Origin of the sequence: Coprococcus sp. LG101-27, assembly GCF_027695515.1 — a bacterium.
Taxonomy (GTDB): Bacteria; Bacillota; Clostridia; order Lachnospirales; family Lachnospiraceae; genus Allocoprococcus; species Allocoprococcus comes.
Genome location: NZ_JAQEUJ010000016.1, coordinates 35,014 through 57,918, shown reverse-complemented (window position 1 = coordinate 57,918; position 22,905 = coordinate 35,014). Strand labels below are relative to the sequence as shown.

At 36.2% G+C, this 22,905-nt stretch carries 18 protein-coding genes; all 18 read left to right on the top strand.

Annotated features, from left to right (window positions below; genetic code table 11):
- Positions 1 to 19: 19 nt before the first annotated feature.
- Entirely contained in the window at positions 20 to 415 is a 396-nt protein-coding gene (locus tag PG766_RS11545) for a hypothetical protein (RefSeq protein WP_117836238.1), read from the top strand.
- Positions 415 to 1,581 carry a hypothetical protein gene (locus PG766_RS11540; RefSeq protein ID WP_118199098.1) on the top strand — a complete coding sequence of 389 codons (1,167 nt, stop codon included), beginning with the start codon at positions 415 to 417 and terminating at the stop codon, positions 1,579 to 1,581. The genes PG766_RS11545 and PG766_RS11540 overlap by 1 nt, the downstream gene beginning before the upstream one ends.
- Positions 1,582 to 1,637: 56 nt before the next feature.
- The gene (cdaA, locus tag PG766_RS11535; RefSeq protein WP_118199099.1) at positions 1,638 to 2,525 is read left to right on the top strand and encodes a diadenylate cyclase CdaA; all 888 of its coding nucleotides are present in this window, start codon (positions 1,638 to 1,640) and stop codon (positions 2,523 to 2,525) included.
- Positions 2,506 to 3,783, top strand: a complete 1,278-nt coding sequence (locus tag PG766_RS11530; protein ID WP_118199100.1) for a CdaR family protein — start codon at positions 2,506 to 2,508, stop codon at positions 3,781 to 3,783. Before cdaA ends, PG766_RS11530 begins: the two co-directional genes overlap by 20 nt.
- Entirely contained in the window at positions 3,773 to 4,036 is a 264-nt protein-coding gene (locus PG766_RS11525) for an HPr family phosphocarrier protein (protein ID WP_117556388.1), read from the top strand. The genes PG766_RS11530 and PG766_RS11525 overlap by 11 nt, the downstream gene beginning before the upstream one ends.
- A gap of 31 nt (positions 4,037 to 4,067) precedes the next feature.
- Positions 4,068 to 4,979 carry a nucleotidyltransferase family protein gene (locus PG766_RS11520; protein WP_118199101.1) on the top strand — a complete coding sequence of 304 codons (912 nt, stop codon included), beginning with the start codon at positions 4,068 to 4,070 and terminating at the stop codon, positions 4,977 to 4,979.
- A gap of 225 nt (positions 4,980 to 5,204) precedes the next feature.
- Positions 5,205 to 5,810, top strand: coding sequence for a hypothetical protein (locus PG766_RS11515; protein ID WP_118199102.1), 606 nt, complete (start codon positions 5,205 to 5,207; stop codon positions 5,808 to 5,810).
- 17 nt (positions 5,811 to 5,827) lie between these two features.
- Positions 5,828 to 9,649 (top strand): N-acetylmuramoyl-L-alanine amidase, encoded by a 3,822-nt coding sequence (locus PG766_RS11510; RefSeq protein WP_118199103.1) that lies wholly within the window; start codon positions 5,828 to 5,830, stop codon positions 9,647 to 9,649.
- Positions 9,650 to 9,846: 197 nt separating this feature from the next.
- Complete coding sequence (locus PG766_RS11505; RefSeq protein ID WP_118199104.1) at positions 9,847 to 10,809, top strand: glycosyltransferase family 2 protein; 963 nt, start codon at positions 9,847 to 9,849, stop codon at positions 10,807 to 10,809.
- 147 nt (positions 10,810 to 10,956) lie between these two features.
- Positions 10,957 to 12,546 carry a glycosyltransferase family 39 protein gene (locus PG766_RS11500; RefSeq protein ID WP_118199105.1) on the top strand — a complete coding sequence of 530 codons (1,590 nt, stop codon included), beginning with the start codon at positions 10,957 to 10,959 and terminating at the stop codon, positions 12,544 to 12,546.
- 69 nt (positions 12,547 to 12,615) lie between these two features.
- The gene (locus PG766_RS11495; RefSeq protein ID WP_118199106.1) at positions 12,616 to 14,571 is read left to right on the top strand and encodes a polysaccharide biosynthesis protein; all 1,956 of its coding nucleotides are present in this window, start codon (positions 12,616 to 12,618) and stop codon (positions 14,569 to 14,571) included.
- Positions 14,572 to 14,599: 28 nt separating this feature from the next.
- Positions 14,600 to 15,538, top strand: coding sequence for a glycosyltransferase family 2 protein (locus PG766_RS11490; protein ID WP_270590844.1), 939 nt, complete (start codon positions 14,600 to 14,602; stop codon positions 15,536 to 15,538).
- Between the two features lie 7 nt (positions 15,539 to 15,545).
- Entirely contained in the window at positions 15,546 to 17,237 is a 1,692-nt protein-coding gene (locus tag PG766_RS11485; RefSeq protein WP_118199108.1) for a hypothetical protein, read from the top strand.
- A gap of 51 nt (positions 17,238 to 17,288) precedes the next feature.
- The gene (locus PG766_RS11480; RefSeq protein WP_270590842.1) at positions 17,289 to 18,320 is read left to right on the top strand and encodes an acyltransferase family protein; all 1,032 of its coding nucleotides are present in this window, start codon (positions 17,289 to 17,291) and stop codon (positions 18,318 to 18,320) included.
- Between the two features lie 210 nt (positions 18,321 to 18,530).
- The gene (locus PG766_RS11475) at positions 18,531 to 19,535 is read left to right on the top strand and encodes a glycosyltransferase family 2 protein (RefSeq protein WP_118198478.1); all 1,005 of its coding nucleotides are present in this window, start codon (positions 18,531 to 18,533) and stop codon (positions 19,533 to 19,535) included.
- 14 nt (positions 19,536 to 19,549) lie between these two features.
- Positions 19,550 to 20,338, top strand: a complete 789-nt coding sequence (locus PG766_RS11470) for an ABC transporter permease (RefSeq protein ID WP_118198477.1) — start codon at positions 19,550 to 19,552, stop codon at positions 20,336 to 20,338.
- An 11-nt stretch (positions 20,339 to 20,349) separates the two neighbouring features.
- Positions 20,350 to 21,084, top strand: coding sequence for an ABC transporter ATP-binding protein (locus PG766_RS11465; protein ID WP_118198476.1), 735 nt, complete (start codon positions 20,350 to 20,352; stop codon positions 21,082 to 21,084).
- 72 nt (positions 21,085 to 21,156) lie between these two features.
- Entirely contained in the window at positions 21,157 to 22,905 is a 1,749-nt protein-coding gene (locus PG766_RS11460; protein ID WP_182438575.1) for a glycosyltransferase, read from the top strand.

Below are 22,905 nucleotides of genomic sequence, written 5' to 3'. Positions count from 1 at the left end.
AAACGTATGAGGTGACAAAATGTTAAATGAAAGCAAAGTTAAGCTGATGACAAGGATGGCGATGTACGAAAGCAAACAGGGAGAGGAAGATTTTAAGATCAGTTCTTATTATAAGAAAGATTACCGGAGCTTTCACACCATTGCTACGATCATATGGGTCACGGTCGGCTATGCTGTTGCAGTGGGAATCGGAGTTATTGCTTTTCTGGATGAACTGATGAAAAATCTGAATATGCAGTTTCTTGTGATGCTTGCGGCAGCTGTGATAATTGGATATCTGGTACTTGTTATTTTTTATGGAATCGTTGCTTCCCATTTTTACGGAACCAAACATGAAAAAGCAAGAAAGCGTGTGAAACAATTCAATCACGATCTTACAAGACTGAACAGAATGTATGAAAGGGAGAAACGATAATGAATGATCTGATAGTATGGAGAGATAAATTACAGGAATTATACGCGATGAAATCAATCTATATTGATAAAGCTGTGCAGTTTGTTCTGGCACTGGTCACATTTCTTATGATCAATCAGAATATTGGACTGATGAAAGCGGTGGCGACACCGGTTGTAGCGGTGGCACTGGCAGTGATCTGCACCTTTCTTCCACCGGTTGTAACGGCGTATGTGGCGGCAGGACTTGTAATTGTGCATCTGTTCAAACTGTCTATAGGAGTGGCAGCGGCAGCGGCACTGATCTTTGTGGTAATGTTTATCTTTTACTGCAGATTTACTCCGAAAAAGGCACTTCTTCTGCTGGTCACACCGGTAGCATTTATGCTTCATGTTCCGTATGTGGTGCCGGTTGCCTGTGCGCTTGTACTTGGACCGATTTCAGCAGTACCGGTTGTATTTGGAACGATCATTTACTATATGATCGAATGTGTGAGAACTTCGGCAACAGCGATCACCAGTGCGGATGGAATTACCAGGCAGATTTCGCTGTTTGTGAAGACGGTATTCCAGGATAAGACTCTGTGGATCACTGTGATCGCATTTATTATCGCTATTTTTGTGGTATATACAGTGCGCCGGCTTTCGGTAGATCATGCGTGGAAGATCGCAGCAGCATCCGGTGCGGTTGTGAATATTGTTGTAATTGTGATCGGAGATATTGTATTCGATATACATACCTCTTATAATATGCTGATCATTGGAAATATTGCAGCAGTCGTGATTGGTTTTATCATGGAATTTTTCCTGTTCTCGGTGGATTATTCCAGAACAGAACGTCTCCAGTTTGAGGATGATGAATATTACTATTATGTAAAAGCCATCCCTAAGATTTCGGTGACAGCTCCGGAGAAGACGGTCAAACATATCAATGAGCGGAAAGAAACAGGTGAGATTGCGGGAACAGAGCCGGAGAGAAGACATAGGTCGAAGAGCGGGCAGACGGAAAAACCGGCAGTACGCAAAACAAAAACGGCTTCTAAGGTAAAACGGCCAAAGAGTCCGGCAGTTCAGCGACCGACAAGAGTTGGGGGCAATACAGATGAAATCCTTCTTGCACAGAGCCTGAAGGAAGAACTGGATATTCAGAGCATTGTGGAAAATGAACTGAATAGCGATAACAAATAGGGAAATATTATAAAAAACAGGGGTATAAATAACGGATAGAAAAAGGGGGTACACTGTTGAACACAGTATTAACACAGGTTTTAAAAGAATTTGTATCAGAATCGTGGTACTTCCCGCAGATCCGGGTAGTAGATGCTGTTGAGATACTGATTATTACATTTTTATTCTATCAGATTATTCTCTGGATAAAGAATACAAAAGCCTGGATGCTGCTGAGGGGGATTCTGGTTGTTGCATTGTTTATTCTGGTGGCTGCAGTTTTTAAAATGTATACGATTTTGTGGATTGCACAGAATTCACTTCCGGTCATGGCAACCGCAGTCGTGATCATTTTCCAGCCTGAGCTCAGAAGAGCATTGGAAAAACTGGGGGAAAAACAATTTGTTCCCAATATGGTAGCACTGGATAAAAGAGGAAAAGATAATGTACGTTTCAGCCAGAAAACGATCGATGGAATCGTAGAAGCATCCTTTGCGATGGGAGCAGTGAAGACAGGAGCGCTTATCGTCGTAGAGCAGGCAATCATGCTGACAGAATACGAGAGTACCGGAATCGCGCTGGACTGTATTGTATCACCGCAGGTATTGATCAATATTTTTGAACACAACACACCACTTCATGATGGCGCGATCATCGTCCGTGGAGACAGGATCGTATCAGCGACCTGCTATCTTCCACTGTCAGACAATATGGGAATCAGTAAGGAACTGGGAACCAGACATCGTGCGGCGGTCGGAATGAGTGAGGTGAGTGATGCTCTGATCATCACCGTATCAGAAGAGACCGGGTATGTATCTGTAGCGATGGGCGGACAGCTTGTGCGCAATGTTACACCAGAATATCTGAAAAAACGTCTGGAATCTATCAGTAAGAAGAGTGTGGAGATCGGACGTTTGAAAAAAATATGGAAAGGATGGAGATCGCATGAAAAAGGCGTTGACTAAAAACTGGGGTCTTAAGTTGCTGGCATTTGTATTCTCTGTCCTTTTATGGATAATTGTTATGAATATTGAAGATCCGGTGGACGAACGGACATTTTCCGGAATCCAGGTGACAGTGACACATCCGGAAATCGTAACAAATCCGGGCAATACATATCAGATTCTGGATGACAGCAGGACGGTATCCGTAACAGTAAAGGCAAAACGTTCTATTTTAAATAAAATTAAAACCGATGATATCAGGGCAACAGCGGATATGAAGAACCTGGATGTCAGAACCAGATCCCTGATCCCGATTGATATATCGATTCCTTCTTATGCAGGAAGGTTTGAGGCGACTGCCAATCCGATCAATCTGCGAGTAAGCATTGAACTTGGAAAATCAGAGACTTTCCCGATCACTGCAACCAGCTCGGGAACACCGAGAGACGGATATCAGGTGGGTGAGCTGAAAGCAAATCCGGAGAAGATCAAGATCAGCGGACCAGAATCAGTAATCGATTCGATCGATAAGGTGGTAGCACTTGTAGATGTTTCCGGACAGTCTAAAGATGAGGAAAAAGAAGCAGAGCTGATCCTTTATGATAACAATGGAAAGATCGTAGATTCGACACAGATTGAAAATAACCTGGGAGATGAAGGACTGAAAGTTCAGATAACTATGCTTCAGACAAAGAGTATTCCGGTAGAATTTGATACTTCGATGATTGGCACTGCCAGCGGATATCATTTCAGTGGGATCACGATCCAGCCGGAAAGTATTCAGATCGTAGGTACAGAAGAGCAGCTTGCAATGGTGGATTCTATTGAGATTCCGGCAGAAGAGCTGGCAGAAGATGGTCTGGACCAGACAATAGAAAAGACAGTAGATATCGCCAATTATCTTCCGTACTGGGCAAAGACAGACCAGGACAGCGCAGGAGGCGTACCGATCGTTATAAAGATCCAGGTAGAGAAATTCGGAACTAAGACAGTTGAATTCCCATACAATTCCATTGCGCTGCTGAATGCACCAAAGGATTACAAGGTGTCATATGCAGAACAGGGCGATCTGGAAATTGTTGTGCGTGGTTCTAAAGAGGATCTGGATGATTTTACTCTTGAAAAAGGAAGCGTGTCAATCAATCTGAACGATTGCAAGACAGCGGGAACCTATAATGTTCCGATCCAGGTTACACTTCCTGACGGAATTGAACTTGAAGATACGATCAATGTACAGATCACATTGACAAAGAGCAGTGGAGGAGAAAATGATCAGTAAAAAGGTAACGATCAAAAATCCGACGGGATTGCATTTGAGACCGGCAGGACTTTTCTGCAAGATGGCACTGGAATATGAAAGTAAGATCACTTTTCGTTACCGGGATACGGAAGGAAACGCGAAAAGTGTTCTGAGCGTGCTTGGTGCATGCATTAAATCCGGAGATACGATTGAGATTGTGTGTGAAGGAAAAGATGAAGAGAAGGCACTTGAAGCGATGGTAGAACTGGTGGAGAGTGGGATTGGAGAATAGTAGGAGAAGCGAATCAGGAGGTATAGAAAAGATGAGCAAAGCTACATTAGTTGTTATGGCAGCAGGAATTGGTAGCCGTTTTGGAGGCGGAATCAAGCAGCTGGAGCCGGTAGGACCAAATGGTGAAATTATCATGGACTATTCGATCTATGATGCAATGGAAGCCGGATTCGACAAAGTGGTATTTGTTATTCGAAAAGATCTGGAAAAGGATTTTCGTGAAATTATCGGAAACCGGATTGAAAAGAAAGTTGAAGTTGCATATGCATTCCAGGAAGTTGATGATATTCCGGAAGCATTTAAAGAAAAATTTGCAGAAAGAACGAAACCATGGGGAACCGGTCAGGCAATTCTCTGCTGTAAGGATGTGGTAAAAGAACCATTCCTGGTAATCAATGCGGATGATTATTATGGAAAAGAAGCTTATGTGGAAGCATTCAAAGAACTGACAACACCGGAAAAGCAGGCAGATAAAATGCAGATCAGCATGGTTGGATTCGTACTTAAAAACACACTTAGTGAAAATGGTGGAGTAACCCGTGGTGTGTGTAAGGTAGATGATAACCAGATGCTTACAGAGATTGTAGAGACATCCAATATCATCAAGACACAGGCAGGTGCAGCAGTTGCAACAGATGGAAAAGAGACACCGATCGATGCAGACACGCCGGTTTCCATGAATATGTGGGGACTCACACCAGAATTCTTTGAGATCCTCGAAAAAGGATTCGCAGAATTTGTGGCAGCACAGGAAGAAGGCAATCTGAAAGGGGAGTATCTGCTTCCAACGATTATCGGAGATCTTCTGAAAGAAGGAAAAGTCGAAGTAAAAGTGCTGAAATCACATGATAAGTGGTTCGGGGTGACTTATAAAGAAGATAAAGAACTGGTTGTGAATGAAGTGAAGGCGCTGGTTGAAAAGGGATTGTATCCGGAGAAGTAAATAGTGTGAAATTAAGAAGGCAAGCAACATGGGATGAGACTATGGAGCTTGCCTTGCTGATTTTGAAGGGAAATATGGCATAAAACAAAATGTTCGTTGAAAAAGGGTGGAGATAAATTCCTGCTTTTTAATAAATATCCATTTTCGGGAAATTATTTCGTGTCGAAAATAGACAAAAATTGAGAACTATTGTATAATAGACAAGATTAAGGAGGGAGGTGTGAGATGAGAAAAATATTGGTATTTGTAATGGTGTTGAGCCTCAGTGTTATGCTCTTGGGATGCAGTGGTACAGATACTTCAAAAGAAGCAAATGATACGACACAGAATACAAAGCAAGAGGAAAAGCAAGATACCAGTCAGGAAAAGACAGAACCAACGCAGGACAAAACAGAACAAAAGGATGAGCAGGCGGAAGAAAATGACAGCAAAGCGGAAGACAGCGGAGACCATGAAGCTCAGGATCAGATTCTGAAATTATATTATATATCCGACAGTGAAGAAATCGAATGCGCAGAGATCAGAACAAATCTGCTCCAGACAACCGATATCTGGAACGGCTTAATAGGGGAAGGCGTTCTTAGCAGTGAGTGTAAGATGAACAGCTGTAATGTTGATCAAGAACAGAAAACGATTGATCTCGATGTAGATTCCGGAACTGGTTCTTACATCAGAAGCATGGGGACGACAGGAGAAGAACAAATACTCACATGTATTAAAAAGTCTTTCCTGAAAACGTATGAATGTGAACGATTTAAGATTACGGAAAACGGGCAGCCTTTAGAGACCGGACATACCGTACTCAAAGGATACATGACAGCAGATGAGTAAGAGAAGAGGAGTATATAATGAAGAACTGGTTGAAAAAATGCAGTGTGGCATTGCTGGTCTTTTCAATGATTGGTACAACAATGCCGGTATATGCGGCGGATGCGCCAGCTGCAGAAGAACAAACGACAGAATCTCAGCAGACAGAAGGACAGGCTTCTGAGCCACAGGCAGATGAGTCACAACAACAAGAAGAACAGCCTGCAGAAAAAGAGCAGACGACAGAAGAACAGCAGTCAGTCAGTGAAAATAATCAAGGGGAAGTAGTTCAGGAACAGGAGGAAGCAGCAGAACAGGAAGATCAGACGGAACAGAGCAAAATGAATTATGCTTATGTTGAAAGTCCATATCTGGAAACTCCGGATACACAGAGAATCGTTGTATCCTGGGGCAAGGAAGATGAATACATAGACCAGATGGTACTTCATGTTCGGAAAGATGATGATACCTGGGAAGACTGGTACATCAGCAGATCCGAAGGTAATCTTTACCTGTTTGAAAAGTATTATGAAGATGAGTATCAGGGTGGAACATATGAAGTCGTTTCAATCAGTGTAACAGAAAATGGAGAAACGACAGATTATGCGCTTTCAGATCTTGGAGTGGAAGCGAGGTTCGGAGTAAATCAAGAATATGATGGTATTGATGAGCTTCAGCCGGTTGATGAAGAACAGGAAGAAGCGGTAGCTGAGGATGCAGCAAATGTATCCATTTCTACTATTAATGAAGATGGAACAATTGAAGAACAGAACAGTATCGAAGATGCACTTCAGGCTGCACAGACAGATATTCTTGCGTCAACACCAGCAACGTTATCGCTTGATGATGATACAGGAATCAGTACATATGCTGCAAAATCTGGAAAAATAGTTGTAGCATTGGATCCGGGACATGATAACAGAGATGCCGGAGCATCAGCAAATGGTTTGCGAGAGGAAGCACTTACACTGAAAATTGCAAATTATTGTAAAGCAGAACTGGAGCAGTATTATGGTGTAGAAGTATACATGACAAGAACTTCTTCAGCTTGCCCGTATCCAAATGAAACGCCGGCAGGAGGTTGTATTACCGCAAGAGCAAATGCAGCAGCCAAAGCAGGTGCAAAGATTTTTGTGAGTTTTCATTTGAATGCGGCAGCTACAACAGCGGCTTATGGGGCAGAAGTTATTATTCCAAACTATAACTGGAAATCAGATGTAGGTGCACAGGGAAGAGAGCTTGCGTCAAAGATTTTGAGTGAACTGACTTCACTTGGTTTGTATAACAGAGGACTGTATTATAAGACAGGAACAGAGCCGGAGTACAAGTATCCAGATGGTTCACTTGAAGATTGGTTTACAGTACAGGTCGCTAATAAGTACAATGGAATTCCTGGTATTATTGTTGAACATGCGTTTATCACGAATAGTGGTGATGTGAATAATGTCTTAAATACAGAGGCTGGACTAAAAAGATTAGGTGTTGCGGATGCGACTGGAATTGCAAATTATCTTGGATTATCGAAAGAAAAAGTAGAATGGAAAACCGTAAATGGAAAGAAATATTGCTATGTGAATAATCAGAGAGTGACAGGAGAAAGACAAATTGGTGGTCACTGGTATTATTTTGATGGAAATGGAGTAATGCAGACTGGATTTGTGAATCTGGGAAGTAAGACGGTTTATTATAATTCAGATGGACAGATGCTTTATGGAGAACAGAAGATAAATAATGCATGGTATTATTTCGATACAATTACGGGTGCAAGAATTACTGGGTTCTACAATTTACCGGGTAAGACGGTCTATTATGGATCAGATGGGCAAATGCGCTATGGAGAACAGAAGATAAATAATGCCTGGTATTGTTTTGATACAATTACGGGTGCGAGAGTAACTGGTTTTTATAATCTTTCGGGAAGAATTGTTTACTATGGGGCAGATGGAAAGATGCGCTATGGAGAACAGAAGATAAATAATGCCTGGTATTGTTTTGATACAATTACGGGTGCGAGAGTAACTGGTTTCTATAATCTTTCGGGAAAAATATACTACTACGGAACCGACGGAAAGAAACGTTTCGGAGAACAAAAGATAAATGATGCATGGTATTGTTTTGATACTTCTACTGGTAAAATGATTACAGGATTTTATGATTTACCAGGAAAAGTAGTTTACTATGGAGCAGATGGGAAGATGCTTTATGGAGAACAGAAAATAGGCAATTGTTACTATTATTTTGATCCTACATTTGGAAGTATGTATGTAGGATGGAAAACAGTTAATAAAAAATCAAGATATTACCAGGAAAATGGATGTTGTACAATAGGAGAGTACAAGATTGATGATAAATGGTATTATTTTGACAAGAATGGAATTATGCAGACCGGATTTGTTGATTTGCCAGAAAAGACTGTATACTATAATGAAAACGGAGTCATGGAGTATGGAGAACAGAAGATAAATGATGCATGGTACTATTTTGATATGATAACCGGAAAGATGGCAACTGGCTTTTGTGAGTTACCTGAAAAGTGGGTATATTACGGAAGCAACGGAAAAATGCTTTATGGAGAACAAAAAATAGGGAATTACTATTATTATTTTGATACAGTATTTGGAAGCATGTATTCTGGATGGAAGACGGTAAACGGAAAAACAAGATATTATCAAAGTAATGGTCAGGGAAAAACAGGTGAATACTGCGAAAATGGGAAATGGTATTACTTTGATAAAAATGGAATCATGCAAAAGGGATTCGTCCAGTTACCAGAAAAGACTGTATACTATAATGAAAACGGAGTTATGCAGTATGGAGAACAAAAAATAGGGAATTACTATTATTATTTTGATACAGTATTTGGAAGCATGTATTCTGGATGGAAGACAGTAAACGGAAAAACAAGGTATTATCAAAGTAATGGACAAAGTAAGATCGGCGAATATTGTGAAAACGGAAGATGGTATTATTTTGATAAGAATGGAGTCATGCAGAAGGGATTCGTCCAGTTACCAGGAAAGACTGTGTACTATAATGGAAGTGGTGTCATGCAGTATGGAGAACAGAAGATCAGTGATGCATGGTACTATTTTGATACGATAACTGGAAAGATGGCGACGGGATTCTATAATTTGCCGGGAAAAACTGTATATTATGGAACGGATGGAAAAATGCTCTATAAAGAACAGAAAATAGGAAATTACTATTATTATTTTGATGCTGTGACAGGTGCAATGGTAAAAAATACTACCATAAATGGACATTATTATGATAATACAGGTAAAAGAGTAGAAAAACAGCAAGAAGCAAGCCATCTGATTGTAAATACATCTACCACAAATGTGACGCAGATGGTACAGTTTTATAAAAATACAGGCGAAACGTATCCAACTGAAAAATTAAAAAAAGGTGGAGCGGAAAGTATAGAAAAATTTGCCAGTATTTATTATGAAGAAGCAACAGCGGAAGGTGTAGATCCAGCGGTTGCATGGTGCCAGAGTATGAAGGAAACAGGATGGTTACAATTTGGCGGACAGGTGAAAATAGAACAGTTCAATTTCGCTGGTTTAGGAGCTACTGATAACGGAGCTTCCGGAGCTGATTTTAGTAAATATGGAGAGAATGGTGTAAGAATGGGCGTCAGAGCTCAGATTCAGCATCTTAAAGCATATGCAGTTTCAGGTTTAACAGAGAAAGATTTAAAATATACATGTGTTGATCCTAGATTTCGTTTAGTAAACAAAGGCTCAGCAAAATACGTGGAATGGCTTGGCACCCATGAAAATCCGATAGGAGCTGGTTGGGCAACAGGAGTAGAGTATGGCCAGGGGATTATTAAATTAATGAACCAGCTTGAAAAGTAAGTACATATTGTAAAAGGTGAAAAATGAAGAAGCTCTTTGGAATCTTGGTGAAAATCGGGATTTCAAAGGGTTTTTCTAGATAATTGAACTAAAAAGTATAAAAATTTATTTTTAGGGTATCAGCAGAAGATTGTAAAATATACCTCAAAGTGTTAGAATAGTTGAGTAATTACAGTAAGATTGAAAGGATAAAAATAATGAGAAAAGTACCAATTTTATATATTGTTATTCCTTGCTACAATGAAGAAGAAGTGTTACCTATTACAGCGCCGCTTTTTTTGGAAAAAATTCATCAGTTAGTCAATGAAGGAAAGATTCTTGATGAAAGCCGTATTTTATTTGTTAATGATGGAAGCAAAGATGGTACATGGGAATTAATTAAAAAATTATCAAAGGAAGAATATCATTATAAAGGGATTGCACAGAGCAGAAATCGTGGACACCAAAATGCTGTTCTGGCTGGATTGATGACAGCTAAAGAAGCAGCGGATATTACAATTTCGATTGATTGCGATGGACAGGATGATATTAATGCAATGGATGCGATGGTAGATGCATATATGGCAGGGGCTGAAGTTGTTTACGGAGTACGAAGCAAGAGAGAAACAGACACATTTTTTAAGCGATTTACAGCAGAATCTTTTTATCATTTGTTAAATTGGATGGGAGCAGAAGTTGTATTTAATCATGCAGATTACAGACTGATTTCTTCAAAAGTATTAGATGCATTTTCTGATTTTAAAGAAGTAAATATCTTCTTACGTGGATTGATTCCGTTAGTTGGTTTTAACAGTACTTCAGTATATTATGAACGGCATGAACGAATTGCGGGTGAAAGTCATTATCCGTTGAAAAAAATGTTGGCACTTGCATTTGATGGTATTACCAGTTTGAGCATTAAACCTATCCGAATGATTACAGCAGCTGGAACAATTATTTCATGTCTTGGATTTTGTGCTATTATATGGGCAATTATTATGCAGGTTATGGGAAATACGGTTGCTGGCTGGGCAAGTATGGTTTGCATAGTAGCGTTTCTCGGAGGGATTCAGTTACTTTCGCTTGGTGTTATTGGGGAATATATTGGGAAAATATATTTGGAAACAAAGGCAAGACCAAGATATATTATTAGTGAAACTACAGATGATGTTCAGGATTAAATATGTATGTTGAAAAATCCTTTTCCGTTAAGAGACAATAAGAATTTACTTAAATGTAGACTTGAGTAGTGGAAATATTGCGATATTATGTGAAACATGTTATATTACATAAGGCGTATGCTGTGATAAATATTGGAGGAATCATTTATGGAAAGGGTTGAAAATAAAAGAAAAGTCTATAATTTTAGAAAACTTATTGTGAATATTGCGGGAGATATTATAAAAATTGTATTAGGAATAATATTATTTATATTATCGATAGCTTCAATTGTATATACTTGCAAGTTATGTGATACGGACACTTTATGGGAATTTACTTTTTACAATAAAGATAATATTTTTAAGTATGTGATTATCATAATAGGAATGATAGTTATGTATAAAATATATATTGTTTTGAAAAGGAACAATAAAATTATTAAATATAAATCTCAATATGGGAAAAAAATAGACATATATAAACTTTTAATCTGCATGCATTGCATATTAGGAATAGGATGGGTTGTTTGTACGCAATTGACACCTAGAGCAGATCAAGGATTTTGTTCGGCAATAGCAGCTAATCTTTTTTCAGCAACGTATGATAAAGCAGATTTCCTTAAGGGCGGATATTTGAATCAATACCCATTTCAATCAGGAATTATTTTAGTATTTAAGATAATATATAGCCTTTTTGGTATAAATAATTATATAGCATTTCAAATTTTAAATGTAGTTTCTGTAGTATTGATTGACATATATTTAATGAAAGTTTTAAAAAAAATCACACCAGTTCATGCGGAGAAAATAGGAATTCTTTTTTTGATATTATTTTTCCCGATGGTATTTTATACATCTTTTTTGTATGGAAATTTAATGGGATGTGCGTTTTCAACGATGGCTATGTATTATGAATTTGAGTATTTTGAAAATCATAAAGTCTGCAATATGATATTAAGTACTGTATTTATTGGAATAGCTCTAATGATTAAGTCAAATTATTTGATTGTGTTATTGGCAATGTTGATTTTTTTGGGCATAGATTGGATTATATCTTTAAAAAAGAAAAATATTATTTTTGCAGTAATTGTAATCTGTTCCTATATAATAGCAACATCTGGTCCGGTTAAATTGTTGAGTATTCAGGAAAATGTGTATTTAGGAAAAGGAATTCCTAAAATTGCTTGGATTGCTATGGGAATGCAAGAAACAGGTATGGCACCAGGCTGGTATAATGGATATAATGCAGACACATACTTAAATAATGATTGTGATTCTGAAAAAACAGCTGAAGAGGCTCAGAAATATATTAGGGAAAGAATGACATATTTTGCTGAAAATCCTATATATACAATAAAGTTTTATACAAAGAAAATGCTGTCTCAATGGTGTGAACCTACATTTGGAGGAATTTGGATTAACCAGTTTGAAAAGAATGTTACTATTTCTCGATATTTGGATAGCATATTAAATGGTGGAAAACTACAAAAAATAGTAATTGAAGTACTGGATGTTTTGCAGTCGTTTGTATATTGGCTGGCATTTTTGTATGTGATTACTAATAGAAAACGAAAAAATATATTTATTTGGTTTCCAGGAACAGTCTTTATTGGTGGATTTTTGTTTCATATGATATGGGAAGGTAAAGGGCAATATGCATTTACATATTTCTTACTTCTGATTCCATATGCTGCGATTGAAGCGAAAATGATTGTAAATTATTTGACAAATAAAGCGGATGAAAAATATGGAAAATAATTTTGATAAATTATAATATAAATTTCAAATTTAGATTTGAAATTTATATTATAAAAATGGAGGTTAGATATGAAAAAAGGATGGGGACTTCAAAATTCCAGAAGCAGAATGATTGCTTTGTTTATCGTGGACATGCTTACTGTGGTTTTGGATTCTTATTTAGCGATTATATTGCGCTTTAAATTGGATAACATCTGGGTACCAGAGGAGTACATGAGCAGTGTAGAACACTACATGATTATAAATGTGATTACGACGGTAATTATCTTTTTACTGTTGAATCTGTATAATCGTGTCTGGTCTTATGCCAGTTTATATGAGATGCTATTGATTGTGTGTGCCGCAATGCTTTCGACAGCATTTCAGGCTTTTGGATTCAGTTTATTATATTTGCCGATTCCAAGAAGTTATTATTTCTTCTACTTTATTTTGCTTAGTATTACTACGTTGATCACTCGTTTTTCATATCGGATTTTGCACACGATGCAGAATGGAATCAAAAAATCAGCGAAGCATTCCCGTAATACGATCGTAATCGGAGCTGGTGAAGCGGGAAATATGATCATTAAAGAACTGAAAAGCAGTAAGTATCTGAATCAAAAGGTTGTATGTGTTATTGACGATAATCCGTCGAAAAAGGGAAAATATATTCATGGAATTCGGATTATCGGTGGAAGAGATATGATTCAGGAAGCAGCAAAAAAATATGATGCAGAAGAAATTATCCTTGCAATTCCGTCAGCAGGAAATAAGGCTACCCGTGATATCTTAAGAATTTGTAATCTTACAGATTGTAAACTTAAAATTTTACCGGGCATGTATCAGCTTATCAATGATGAAGTTGGAGTATCAAATCTGAGAGAAGTATCGATTGAGGATCTACTTGGCAGAGATGCAATAAACATTGATATGGAAAGTGTTGGACAGTATGTAAGTAATAAACGAGTACTGGTTACTGGTGGAGGGGGATCAATAGGCAGTGAGCTTTGCCGTCAGATTGCTGCGCATAATCCGAAGCTTCTGATTATATTTGATATTTATGAGAATAATGCATATGAGATTCAGCAGGAACTGATCCGAAAATATCCAAATCTGAAGTTGGAAGTATTAATTGGATCTGTCCGTAATACGAGTCGAATTGAAAGTGTAATGGAATATTATCGCCCGGAAGTTGTATTTCATGCAGCGGCCCATAAGCATGTACCGCTTATGGAAGACAGTCCGAATGAGGCGATTAAAAATAATGTGTTTGGAACATACAAGACTGCAAGAGCAGCGGACAAGTATGGAGTAAAGAAATTCGTACTTATTTCTACTGACAAGGCTGTAAACCCTACTAATATCATGGGAGCTTCAAAGCGTATGTGTGAGATGATCGTGCAGACATTTAGTAAGTATTCCAGAACAGAATATGTAATTGTACGATTTGGAAATGTACTTGGAAGTAATGGTAGTGTAATACCACTTTTCAAGAAGCAGATGGAAGCAGGTGGACCAGTTACGGTTACACATCCAGATATTATTCGTTATTTTATGACGATTCCTGAAGCTGTATCACTGGTGTTACAAGCAGGAGCCTACGCACATGGTGGAGAAATCTTTGTGTTGGATATGGGAGAACCGGTAAAGATTGCCGATCTTGCAAAGAATTTGATCCGGCTTTCCGGCTATACACTTGGTGTGAATATGGAAATTAAATATACTGGTTTAAGACCGGGTGAAAAGTTGTATGAAGAATTGCTGACAAAAGAAGAAGGACTTCAAAAAACAGCGAATGACTTGATCTTTATTGGGAAACCATTGGAGTTTGATGAGGTACATTTCTTAAGCCAGTTAAGAGAGCTTGAAAAAGCGGCGATGGAAGAAAGTCCGGATATTAAAGAAAAAGTTGCTGAAATTATTTCAACGTATCATATCAGGCCGGAAGACAAGAAGAGAGATAGTGAGGCTTTTCAAGAACTAGTGAGTCTGGGAAGAATCAGTCATGAAGGGCCAAGCGTAGAAAAAGAACATACAACTATTTAACAACAGTAGTAGTTTGGAGAACAGAATTATGAAAATGTCATTGGTAGTACCTTGTTACAATGAAGAAGAAGCAATTCCTATTTTTTACAGAGAAGCTTTGAAAGTAATAGAACAGTTGAAAGATGAGTTTGAATTTGAGTTTTGTTTTGTAGACGATGGGAGTAAAGATGGAACATTGCAGTGCTTCAAAGATCTGCGGGCAAAGGATGAAAGAGTTCATTATGTTTCATTTTCAAGAAACTTTGGAAAAGAATCTGCATTATATGCCGGATTACAGCTTTCAACAGGGGATTATGTTGCAACATTGGATGTGGATCTGCAGGATCCACCGTCACTGCTGCCGGAAATGTGGAAAACAATTAAAGAGTCAGAAGGTAAAGAAGATTATGATTGCGTTGCTACGAGAAGAGTTAACCGGGCAGGGGAACCGCCTATCAGGTCTTTTTTTGCGAGAATGTTTTATAAGATAATCAATAAAATGTCATCAACAGAAATTGTAGATGGTGCGAGAGATTTCCGGTTAATGAAACGAAAAATGGTGGATGCTATTTTGAAAGATGCAGAATATAACCGTTTTACAAAAGGAATTTACAGTTGGGTGGGATTTCATACAAAGTGGATTGCCTTTGAAAATGTGGAAAGAAGCGCAGGAGAGACAAAATGGTCTTTTTGGAAACTGTTTTTGTACTCAATTGAAGGGATTTTAGCATATTCTACAGCACCACTGGCAGTAGCGTCCGTGTTTGGAATTGTATTTTGTGGAGTTTCGTTTATATCTATGTTGGTGATTATTATTAGAGCATTAGCATTTGGAGATCCGGTTGCGGGATGGCCGTCATTGGTAACAATAATATTCTTTTTGGGTGGAATCCAGTTATTGTGTCTTGGAATTATGGGATTATATTTATCAAAGACATATTTGGAAACGAAAAAGAGACCTATTTATATTGTGAGAGAAAGTGAGTAAAAAATAAATGCAGATAAAGAAGGGATTAAATAAGCTTGTAGATAGAGTTGAAAAGACAAATATATATATCATATTTGTAGTGATTTTATGCATTCAAGTTTTGTTTATGCTATATTATTGCAATATGAAAAAAGGATATTTTGTTGATGAAATATGGTCATATGGATTATCGAATAGTTATTATCATGCTCAATTAGAGGATAATAATTCATTGGAAAATGTGAAAATATCTTCAGAATTATTCAAAAAATATTTAACTGTTGATGAAGGAAAAAATTTTAAATTTGGCTCAGTGGTGAATAATCAAATGCATGATGCACATCCACCTTTATTTTATATGGTATTGCATAGCGTTTCGTCACTTTTTACAGGGACTTTTAGTAAGTGGTTTGGCTTAATACCTAATATTATATATTTTGTAATTGTGATGTTTTTGCTGTTGAAGATATCGCAATGTGTATCTGATAATAATATTTTCTTTATTGCAGTACAAGTGTTATATGGATTTAGTATAGGAGCAATTAATTCAGTAACATATATTAGAATGTATATGTTACTGACTTTATGGTGTTTATTATTTTTGTTAGAAAATATCTATTTATACCAAAAAGAGAAACTGAAATTAAGCAATTATATTTTGTTGGGGATAGCAACTTTGGGTGGAATGTATACACATTTTTTCTTCATAATATTTGCTTGCCCTGTGGTTTTACTAAATTTATTATATTTGTATAAAGAAAAATCGGGAAAAGGTTTATTGAAGTATATATTGACAGGAGTTATAGGTGGAATAAGTGCGATTCTCTTATTCCCGACATATATACAGAAAATAAGTGGAAACGACGGAAATTCTAATAGTGCACAGACACATGCAAACATGAGAAATTTTAGTGATTGGTCAAATCGATTAAAAGCGTATTGGGCTGATGTGAGTTCAGAATTGTTTGGAAGTGTGTGGGGAGTTATAATAGGCATATGTGTTATCATTATTATCAGCTATATATTTTCGAGACTGGTTTTTAATATTAAATTAAAGAAAACTGAAAAAGGTTTAATTTGTATTATTATTGAAAAAAATGACTTTGAAAAAAAGAAAATAGTAATTAGAAAAAGTGTTTTTATTATTGGAGGAATATTGTTTATCTGTGCATTTTACTATATATTGGTATGTAAAATAACACTTTTTATTTCAAATAGATTTATGATGTGCATTTATCCGTTACTTGTTTTGCTAATGTGTTTATTACTAGAAAAAACTGTGAAAGTATGCACTAAAAAAAAGGTAAAACAAGCTCTTACAATGGGAATTATTTCCATTTTTATAATAGGTGTAACATTTTATGCAAATGATCCAGAATACATTTATGAAGAAAAAGGAATGATTGCAACAGAATTAGAAAATTATACAAATGTTCCGTGTTTATATGTTTATACGGCTCCGTACAGAATGCTGAATAATGCATTAAATCTTATGAACACAAAAACTATTTATCAATCTAATTTGGATAACTTGAAAAAAAATATAAATTCAGTTAATAATTCTTCTGAACAACTAATTTTATATGTGGATACATTAGTGTCTGATCAAGGAATGGAAATGGATGATTGTGTTGAATATATAAAATCTAGTCTGAATTATAATAAAGTTAAATGGTTGGGGACGGATGATATGAGTGTCATATATTGTTTGGAACGGTGATAATAATTAGATTGAGTAAATGAAAAGAATATACGAGGGGATAAGATTGGTATGCAAGAAAAAGTATTAGAAAATAAAAGACTACAATATATAGATATTGCTAAAGGAATTGCAATGATTTGTATTATTCTGGGACATATGGGAAATGCAAATATTAACCGAGTAGTATTTACATTTCACGTACCAATTTTTTTCTTTATAACAGGGTATTTTATTAGTGATAAATGTGAAGTTAATATTTTTGTTAGAAATAAAGTAAGAACATTGATTATTCCGTATATAATAACGTGTTTGGCAATAGTAATAATTGCAACGTTACAAGGAGCAATTTGTGGTGATGCTATTGTGGAAATAAAAAAATGGAGTTATGCTTCGGTATATGGTGCAGGTGATTCATATACTAATCCGTTTTATATTCCGGGAATCGGAGCAATATGGTTTTTGTTGGCGACATTCTGGGGAAGTATTTTTTTGAGGATATCGCTAAATTTTAATAAATATATTAGATTGTTTTCTATTGCTGTGATATTTGCGATAGGTTATTATTCTAGGAAATTGTTTTGGTTTCCGTTGAGTATACAAGCAGGGGCATGTGCAACATTATTTATGTATATGGGAAATCTTTTGAACTTAACAAAAGATATAATAAAAGAAATTCCGAACGAAGTGAAAAAATTTGGAATTGGATTTGCAATGGTTACATGGTACTTTTTTATTAAAGATTTTCAGTCATTCTGGTTAGTCCATTGTGATATAGGAAGAGGAATTGTGGATATCTTTGGTAGTATGTGTGCATGTGCAATGGTTATTTTAATATCAAGGACTATAGATATTAAAACGAAAAAGATTAGTAATGTGCTTGCATACTTTGGGAGATATAGTTTGTTAATATTGTGTGTGCATGTTATAGAACTTAATTTAGTTCTATGGTGGAAAATAACAGATAAAATTATTATAATGGGAGGAACTGAAGAAATTCGATTGATGGTAATAATTATTTGCAAGCTGATATTGGATTTGGGAATTACATATATTTTGTCTAAAATTACTTTTGTAAGAAAAATATTTGGGTATAAAAATTAAATACTTTGTTATAATAGACATTTTGTAAAGATATAAGAATAATATAAATTTGACAAAAAAACAAGCATTTGATATAATCTTTCCATCTAAAGAAAAGTGTAGTATAATAATCAAGTAATCAAAATAAAAGTTGGTGATTCAGATAGAACTAAATATCTGTAAAACCAACTTTTTTTGAGAAAAATATTATTTATATAAGTTAGGAGAACAATGGACGAGAAGATATTAACAGTAACGATCCCGAGTTACAATGTGGAAGCATATCTGGAAGACTGCCTGGAATCTTTTGTGAATTCCGAAGTTATGGATGATATTGAAGTATTAATCGTGAACGATGGTTCGAGTGACAATACAGCCAAGATTGCGCAGCGATATGTAGATAAGTACGAAAATACATTCCGGTTGATCAATAAAGAGAATGGGGGACATGGCTCTACGATTAACACGGGTGTCCGTGAAGCAAAAGGAAAATATTTCAAAGTAGTTGATGGAGATGACTGGGTAGATACAAGAAGTTTTATTCATCTTGTGAAAGTGTTAAAAGAGAGCGATGCAGATATTGTGGCGTCTAATTATACCTGGATCAATCATACAACCAGAATGCCAGAGAAGAGGCAGGAACATCCGTTTGAAAAAATAGAGTATAATAAGCTGTATCAGTTTGAAGAGATTGTCGGTAAAACGATTATTGATATGCATGCGACAACTGTGAAGACGGAATTGTTCAGAAAGGCTGATGAACAGATTGACGAACACACTTTTTATGTTGATGTGGAATTTATTGCATTTCCGATTCCGTATGTGCGGACAGTGTATTTCATAGAAGAGCCGGTATATCAGTATCGCCTGGGACTTCCGGGACAGAGTATGTCTATTCAGAAGATGCAGAAGAATCTGAAGAATCATTTACGTGTGCTTATGCGGCTGAACAGCTATTGCAAGAAAGTAGAAAAGATTGCTCCGGTAGCGAATCTGGAGTATATCCGTGAGCTGACAGCAACAATTCTTACCAGTCAGATGAAGATTTATATAAGTTTTCCTCTTAAGAATGGTATGAGAAAAGAAGCAATGAAATTAGATGCATATTTTTATCATAAGAACCGGAAAGTCTATGACAGAGTAAAGAATCCGGCTGTTCTGGTTTTGAGGAAAACTCGATATGCTGCATTCCCGTTAGCGGTTCTTGCTTTTAAAGGACGAAGAAATTCATATTAAGATGGAGAAGAAAAATGAGTGTGACAAGAGATAGGATAAATACATTTTTTAGGTATAAGGATTTATTAAGAGAACTGGTAGTCAGAGATGTGAAATTAAAATACAGAAGAAGTTTCCTGGGATATGTATGGAGCATTTTGAATCCATTGCTGATTATGTTAGTAATGACGCTTGTATTTTCACAGATGTTTCAGCGTGGAATAGAAAACTTTCCAGTTTATCTGCTTACTGGACAGGCACTGTTTGATTTTATGAATAATGCAACCCATATGTCCATGTATTCAGTATTGGATAATGGAGCACTGATTAAGAAAATTTATGTACCAAAATATATTTTTACATTGTCGAAAGTAACAAGCTCATTGATTGATCTTATTTTTTCAATGGGTGCATTGATTTTGGTGATGTTGATTACAAGAACACCATTTTCACCATATTTTTTATTATTTCCGCTGGTAGTTATACCGCTTTATATTTTTGTGTGTGGAATGGGATTCTTCTTGTCAGCAGCAAATGTTTTCTTTAGAGACATTCAGTATATTTATAATGCAATTACTGTAGCATGGATGTATGTAACACCGATGTTCTATCCGATTGACCTTCTTCCGGACGGGCTGAGAAAACTGGTAGAATACTGCAATCCGATGTATTATTATATCCAGTTTTTCAGAGATCTTGTTTTATACAGACATTTTACAACACCGAGAATTTTTGTCGGTTGTTGGGTGATGGCGTTTATTATGCTGACAATTGGACTTGGTGTATTTAAGAAAACACAGGATAACTTCATTTTGTATATCTAGGAGAAAAGATAATGAGCGAAGAATATATTGTTGATGTTGACCATCTTACGATTCGGTTTAACATGGCATCTGAAAAGGTGGATAATTTAAAAGAATATGTAATTAAACTGATTAAGCATGAATTGATGTTTCAGGAGTTTTTGGCGTTAAAAGATGTAAATCTGAAAGTGAAGAGGGGAGAAGCGTGGGGGTTGATCGGAACTAATGGTTCTGGAAAATCTACTCTTTTAAAAGCATGTTGTGGCATTTTAAAGCCGTATAAGGGAACTGTTACAACGAAAGGTACAATTGCTCCATTGATTGAGCTGGGTGCTGGATTTGATATGAATATGACAGCAAGAGAAAATGTGTTTTTAAATGGGACAGTACTGGGACATTCCAGAAAATTCATGGAAGAGCATTTTGATGAGATTATTGAGTTTGCGGAACTTTGGGATTTCCTGGATGTACCGATTAAGAATTTTTCATCAGGTATGCAGGCTCGACTTGGATTTGCGATTGCTACGATGGTAAGGCCTGATATTCTGGTTGTTGATGAAATCTTGTCTGTAGGAGATTATCAGTTTCAGGAAAAATGTTATAAGCGAATGGAAGATATGCTCAGTGGAGGAACAACACTTTTATATGTATCGCATGATGTCAAATCTGTAAGAAAGCTGTGCGATCATGCAATTTGGATTGATAAAGGTGTGGTAAGAAAAAGCGGTCTGGTTGAAGAAGTAACCAATGAGTATATGAATGAATAGTTTGATGGGAGAAATATGATACTACAAAAATTTGCTTTATATCCGTATTCAGAAGAGACGACTCGGCTTTATATGAAAACAACTGATGATGTTGTGACCGACAAGGAAAAAGTTGAGTTAAAGACTTTGGCAAAAGTAAATCTGGAAACATATTTTAATTTATTTTCATGCCTGAAGTGGAAAAAATATGTTGGAGTTGAGTCTGTTTATCTTAGATTAAAGCTGAATGGAATTGTAAAAGTAAAAATAGATCATCTTCAGGTGAAAGATGGAGATGTAGAAAGACATGGTGTACTGGACGAGGAAATCCAGTCGGATGCTTCAGGATATGTAACTTCAAATGAATTTACGCTTCCGGAGGAAGGAATGCTTGGAGTTATGATTGAGGCAGTGTCAGAGTCAGTGCTTTATGAGGTTGATTTTTCAACAGATCAGACGGGTCTGGAAGAGAATGATATCTGTATAGGAATCGGAATCTGTACGTTCAAGAGAGAAAAATATGTAGAGCGTAATATGAATCTCCTGAAAGAAGGAATCTTAAATAATCCGGCAGCAGAAGCGTATGAACATATTAAAATTTGTATTTCGGATAATGCGGGTACGCTAGAACCAGAGAAAATTGAAAATCCAGAAATTCATGTTGTAAAAAACAAAAATCTGGGTGGAGTAGGCGGGTTTACCCGTACCATGCTGGAATATTTAAATGGCGAAGAAAAAATAAGTCACGTTCTGTTAATGGATGATGATGCAATTATATTACCGGAAACAATTGAAAGAAATTATCTTTTCTTAAAACATTTAAAGAAGAAATATTATAATTATGTAATTGGTGGAGCTCTGATGCGACTGGATCATCCAAGTATCCAGTATGAAAGTGGAGCATTATGGAACAATGGAGATATGATTGCACATAATCATGATTTTGATATGACTTCATTGGCAGAATGCATTACAAATGAAGTCGAGATTGAACATGATTATGTTGGATGGTGGTATTCCTGCATACCAGTCACATTTATTAACAAAAATAAATTACCGCTTCCGTTATTTATTCATCGTGATGATATTGAATATGGATTACGTGCAAATGGAGAATTTATTTTATTAAATGGAATTTGTGTATGGCATGAAGCGTTTGAAAATAAATGTCCGGGAACAAATGAATATTATGATATTCGAAATCTGGCAATACTGAATGCGATTCATGATGAAAAGTTTACGGCTAAACAATTTAAAAAGGTTTTATTTAAAGAGATTAGCAGCAATATAGGAAAGTATCGCTACAAGTATGTGGATTTAAATCTACTTGGAACACTTGATTTCTTAAAAGGAGCAAAATGGTTCAGCGAGCAGGATGGAATAGAGATTCACAAAAAACTGGCGGCATATAACTATGAGATGAAATCTAAAGAAGATTTTATCGGTTACAAAGGTTTAACGGAAGAAGATCTTAGCCCATATGGAAAAGAGCAAAGAAAGAATGTTCCATTTATGGAAAAGATCTGGAAAATGGCTACGATGAATGGACATTTTTTGCCGGCAAGACATGGAAAGCCAAAAGCAGAAATTCCATATCCAAATATTTATGATTTATATCGATATAAAGAAGTGCTGTATATAGACAGTACAGATCATGTGCTGGATGCAAAAAGAAGTGTTATTACGATGATAGCATCTTACATTAAATTTTTTAAAGTATGTAAACATATTGACCAGAGATATGATAAAGTATGTAAACAGTACCGAAATATGTTTGGTACCTTTACTTCAAAGGATTTTTGGAATCATTATCTGGAATTAGATAAAAACATGGATTTATAA

Coding starts and splice junctions, on each gene's coding strand:
- PG766_RS11485 (WP_118199108.1), top strand. CDS start 15,546: ATGCAGATAAAGAAGGGATTAAATAAGCTTGTAGATAGAGTTGAAAAG.
- PG766_RS11510 (WP_118199103.1), top strand. CDS start 5,828: ATGAAGAACTGGTTGAAAAAATGCAGTGTGGCATTGCTGGTCTTTTCA.
- PG766_RS11505 (WP_118199104.1), top strand. CDS start 9,847: ATGAGAAAAGTACCAATTTTATATATTGTTATTCCTTGCTACAATGAA.
- PG766_RS11520 (WP_118199101.1), top strand. CDS start 4,068: ATGAGCAAAGCTACATTAGTTGTTATGGCAGCAGGAATTGGTAGCCGT.
- PG766_RS11465 (WP_118198476.1), top strand. CDS start 20,350: ATGAGCGAAGAATATATTGTTGATGTTGACCATCTTACGATTCGGTTT.
- PG766_RS11515 (WP_118199102.1), top strand. CDS start 5,205: ATGAGAAAAATATTGGTATTTGTAATGGTGTTGAGCCTCAGTGTTATG.
- PG766_RS11475 (WP_118198478.1), top strand. CDS start 18,531: ATGGACGAGAAGATATTAACAGTAACGATCCCGAGTTACAATGTGGAA.
- PG766_RS11480 (WP_270590842.1), top strand. CDS start 17,289: ATGCAAGAAAAAGTATTAGAAAATAAAAGACTACAATATATAGATATT.
- PG766_RS11500 (WP_118199105.1), top strand. CDS start 10,957: ATGGAAAGGGTTGAAAATAAAAGAAAAGTCTATAATTTTAGAAAACTT.
- PG766_RS11495 (WP_118199106.1), top strand. CDS start 12,616: ATGAAAAAAGGATGGGGACTTCAAAATTCCAGAAGCAGAATGATTGCT.
- PG766_RS11530 (WP_118199100.1), top strand. CDS start 2,506: ATGAAAAAGGCGTTGACTAAAAACTGGGGTCTTAAGTTGCTGGCATTT.
- PG766_RS11540 (WP_118199098.1), top strand. CDS start 415: ATGAATGATCTGATAGTATGGAGAGATAAATTACAGGAATTATACGCG.
- PG766_RS11490 (WP_270590844.1), top strand. CDS start 14,600: ATGAAAATGTCATTGGTAGTACCTTGTTACAATGAAGAAGAAGCAATT.
- PG766_RS11545 (WP_117836238.1), top strand. CDS start 20: ATGTTAAATGAAAGCAAAGTTAAGCTGATGACAAGGATGGCGATGTAC.
- PG766_RS11525 (WP_117556388.1), top strand. CDS start 3,773: ATGATCAGTAAAAAGGTAACGATCAAAAATCCGACGGGATTGCATTTG.
- PG766_RS11460 (WP_182438575.1), top strand. CDS start 21,157: ATGAAAACAACTGATGATGTTGTGACCGACAAGGAAAAAGTTGAGTTA.
- PG766_RS11470 (WP_118198477.1), top strand. CDS start 19,550: ATGAGTGTGACAAGAGATAGGATAAATACATTTTTTAGGTATAAGGAT.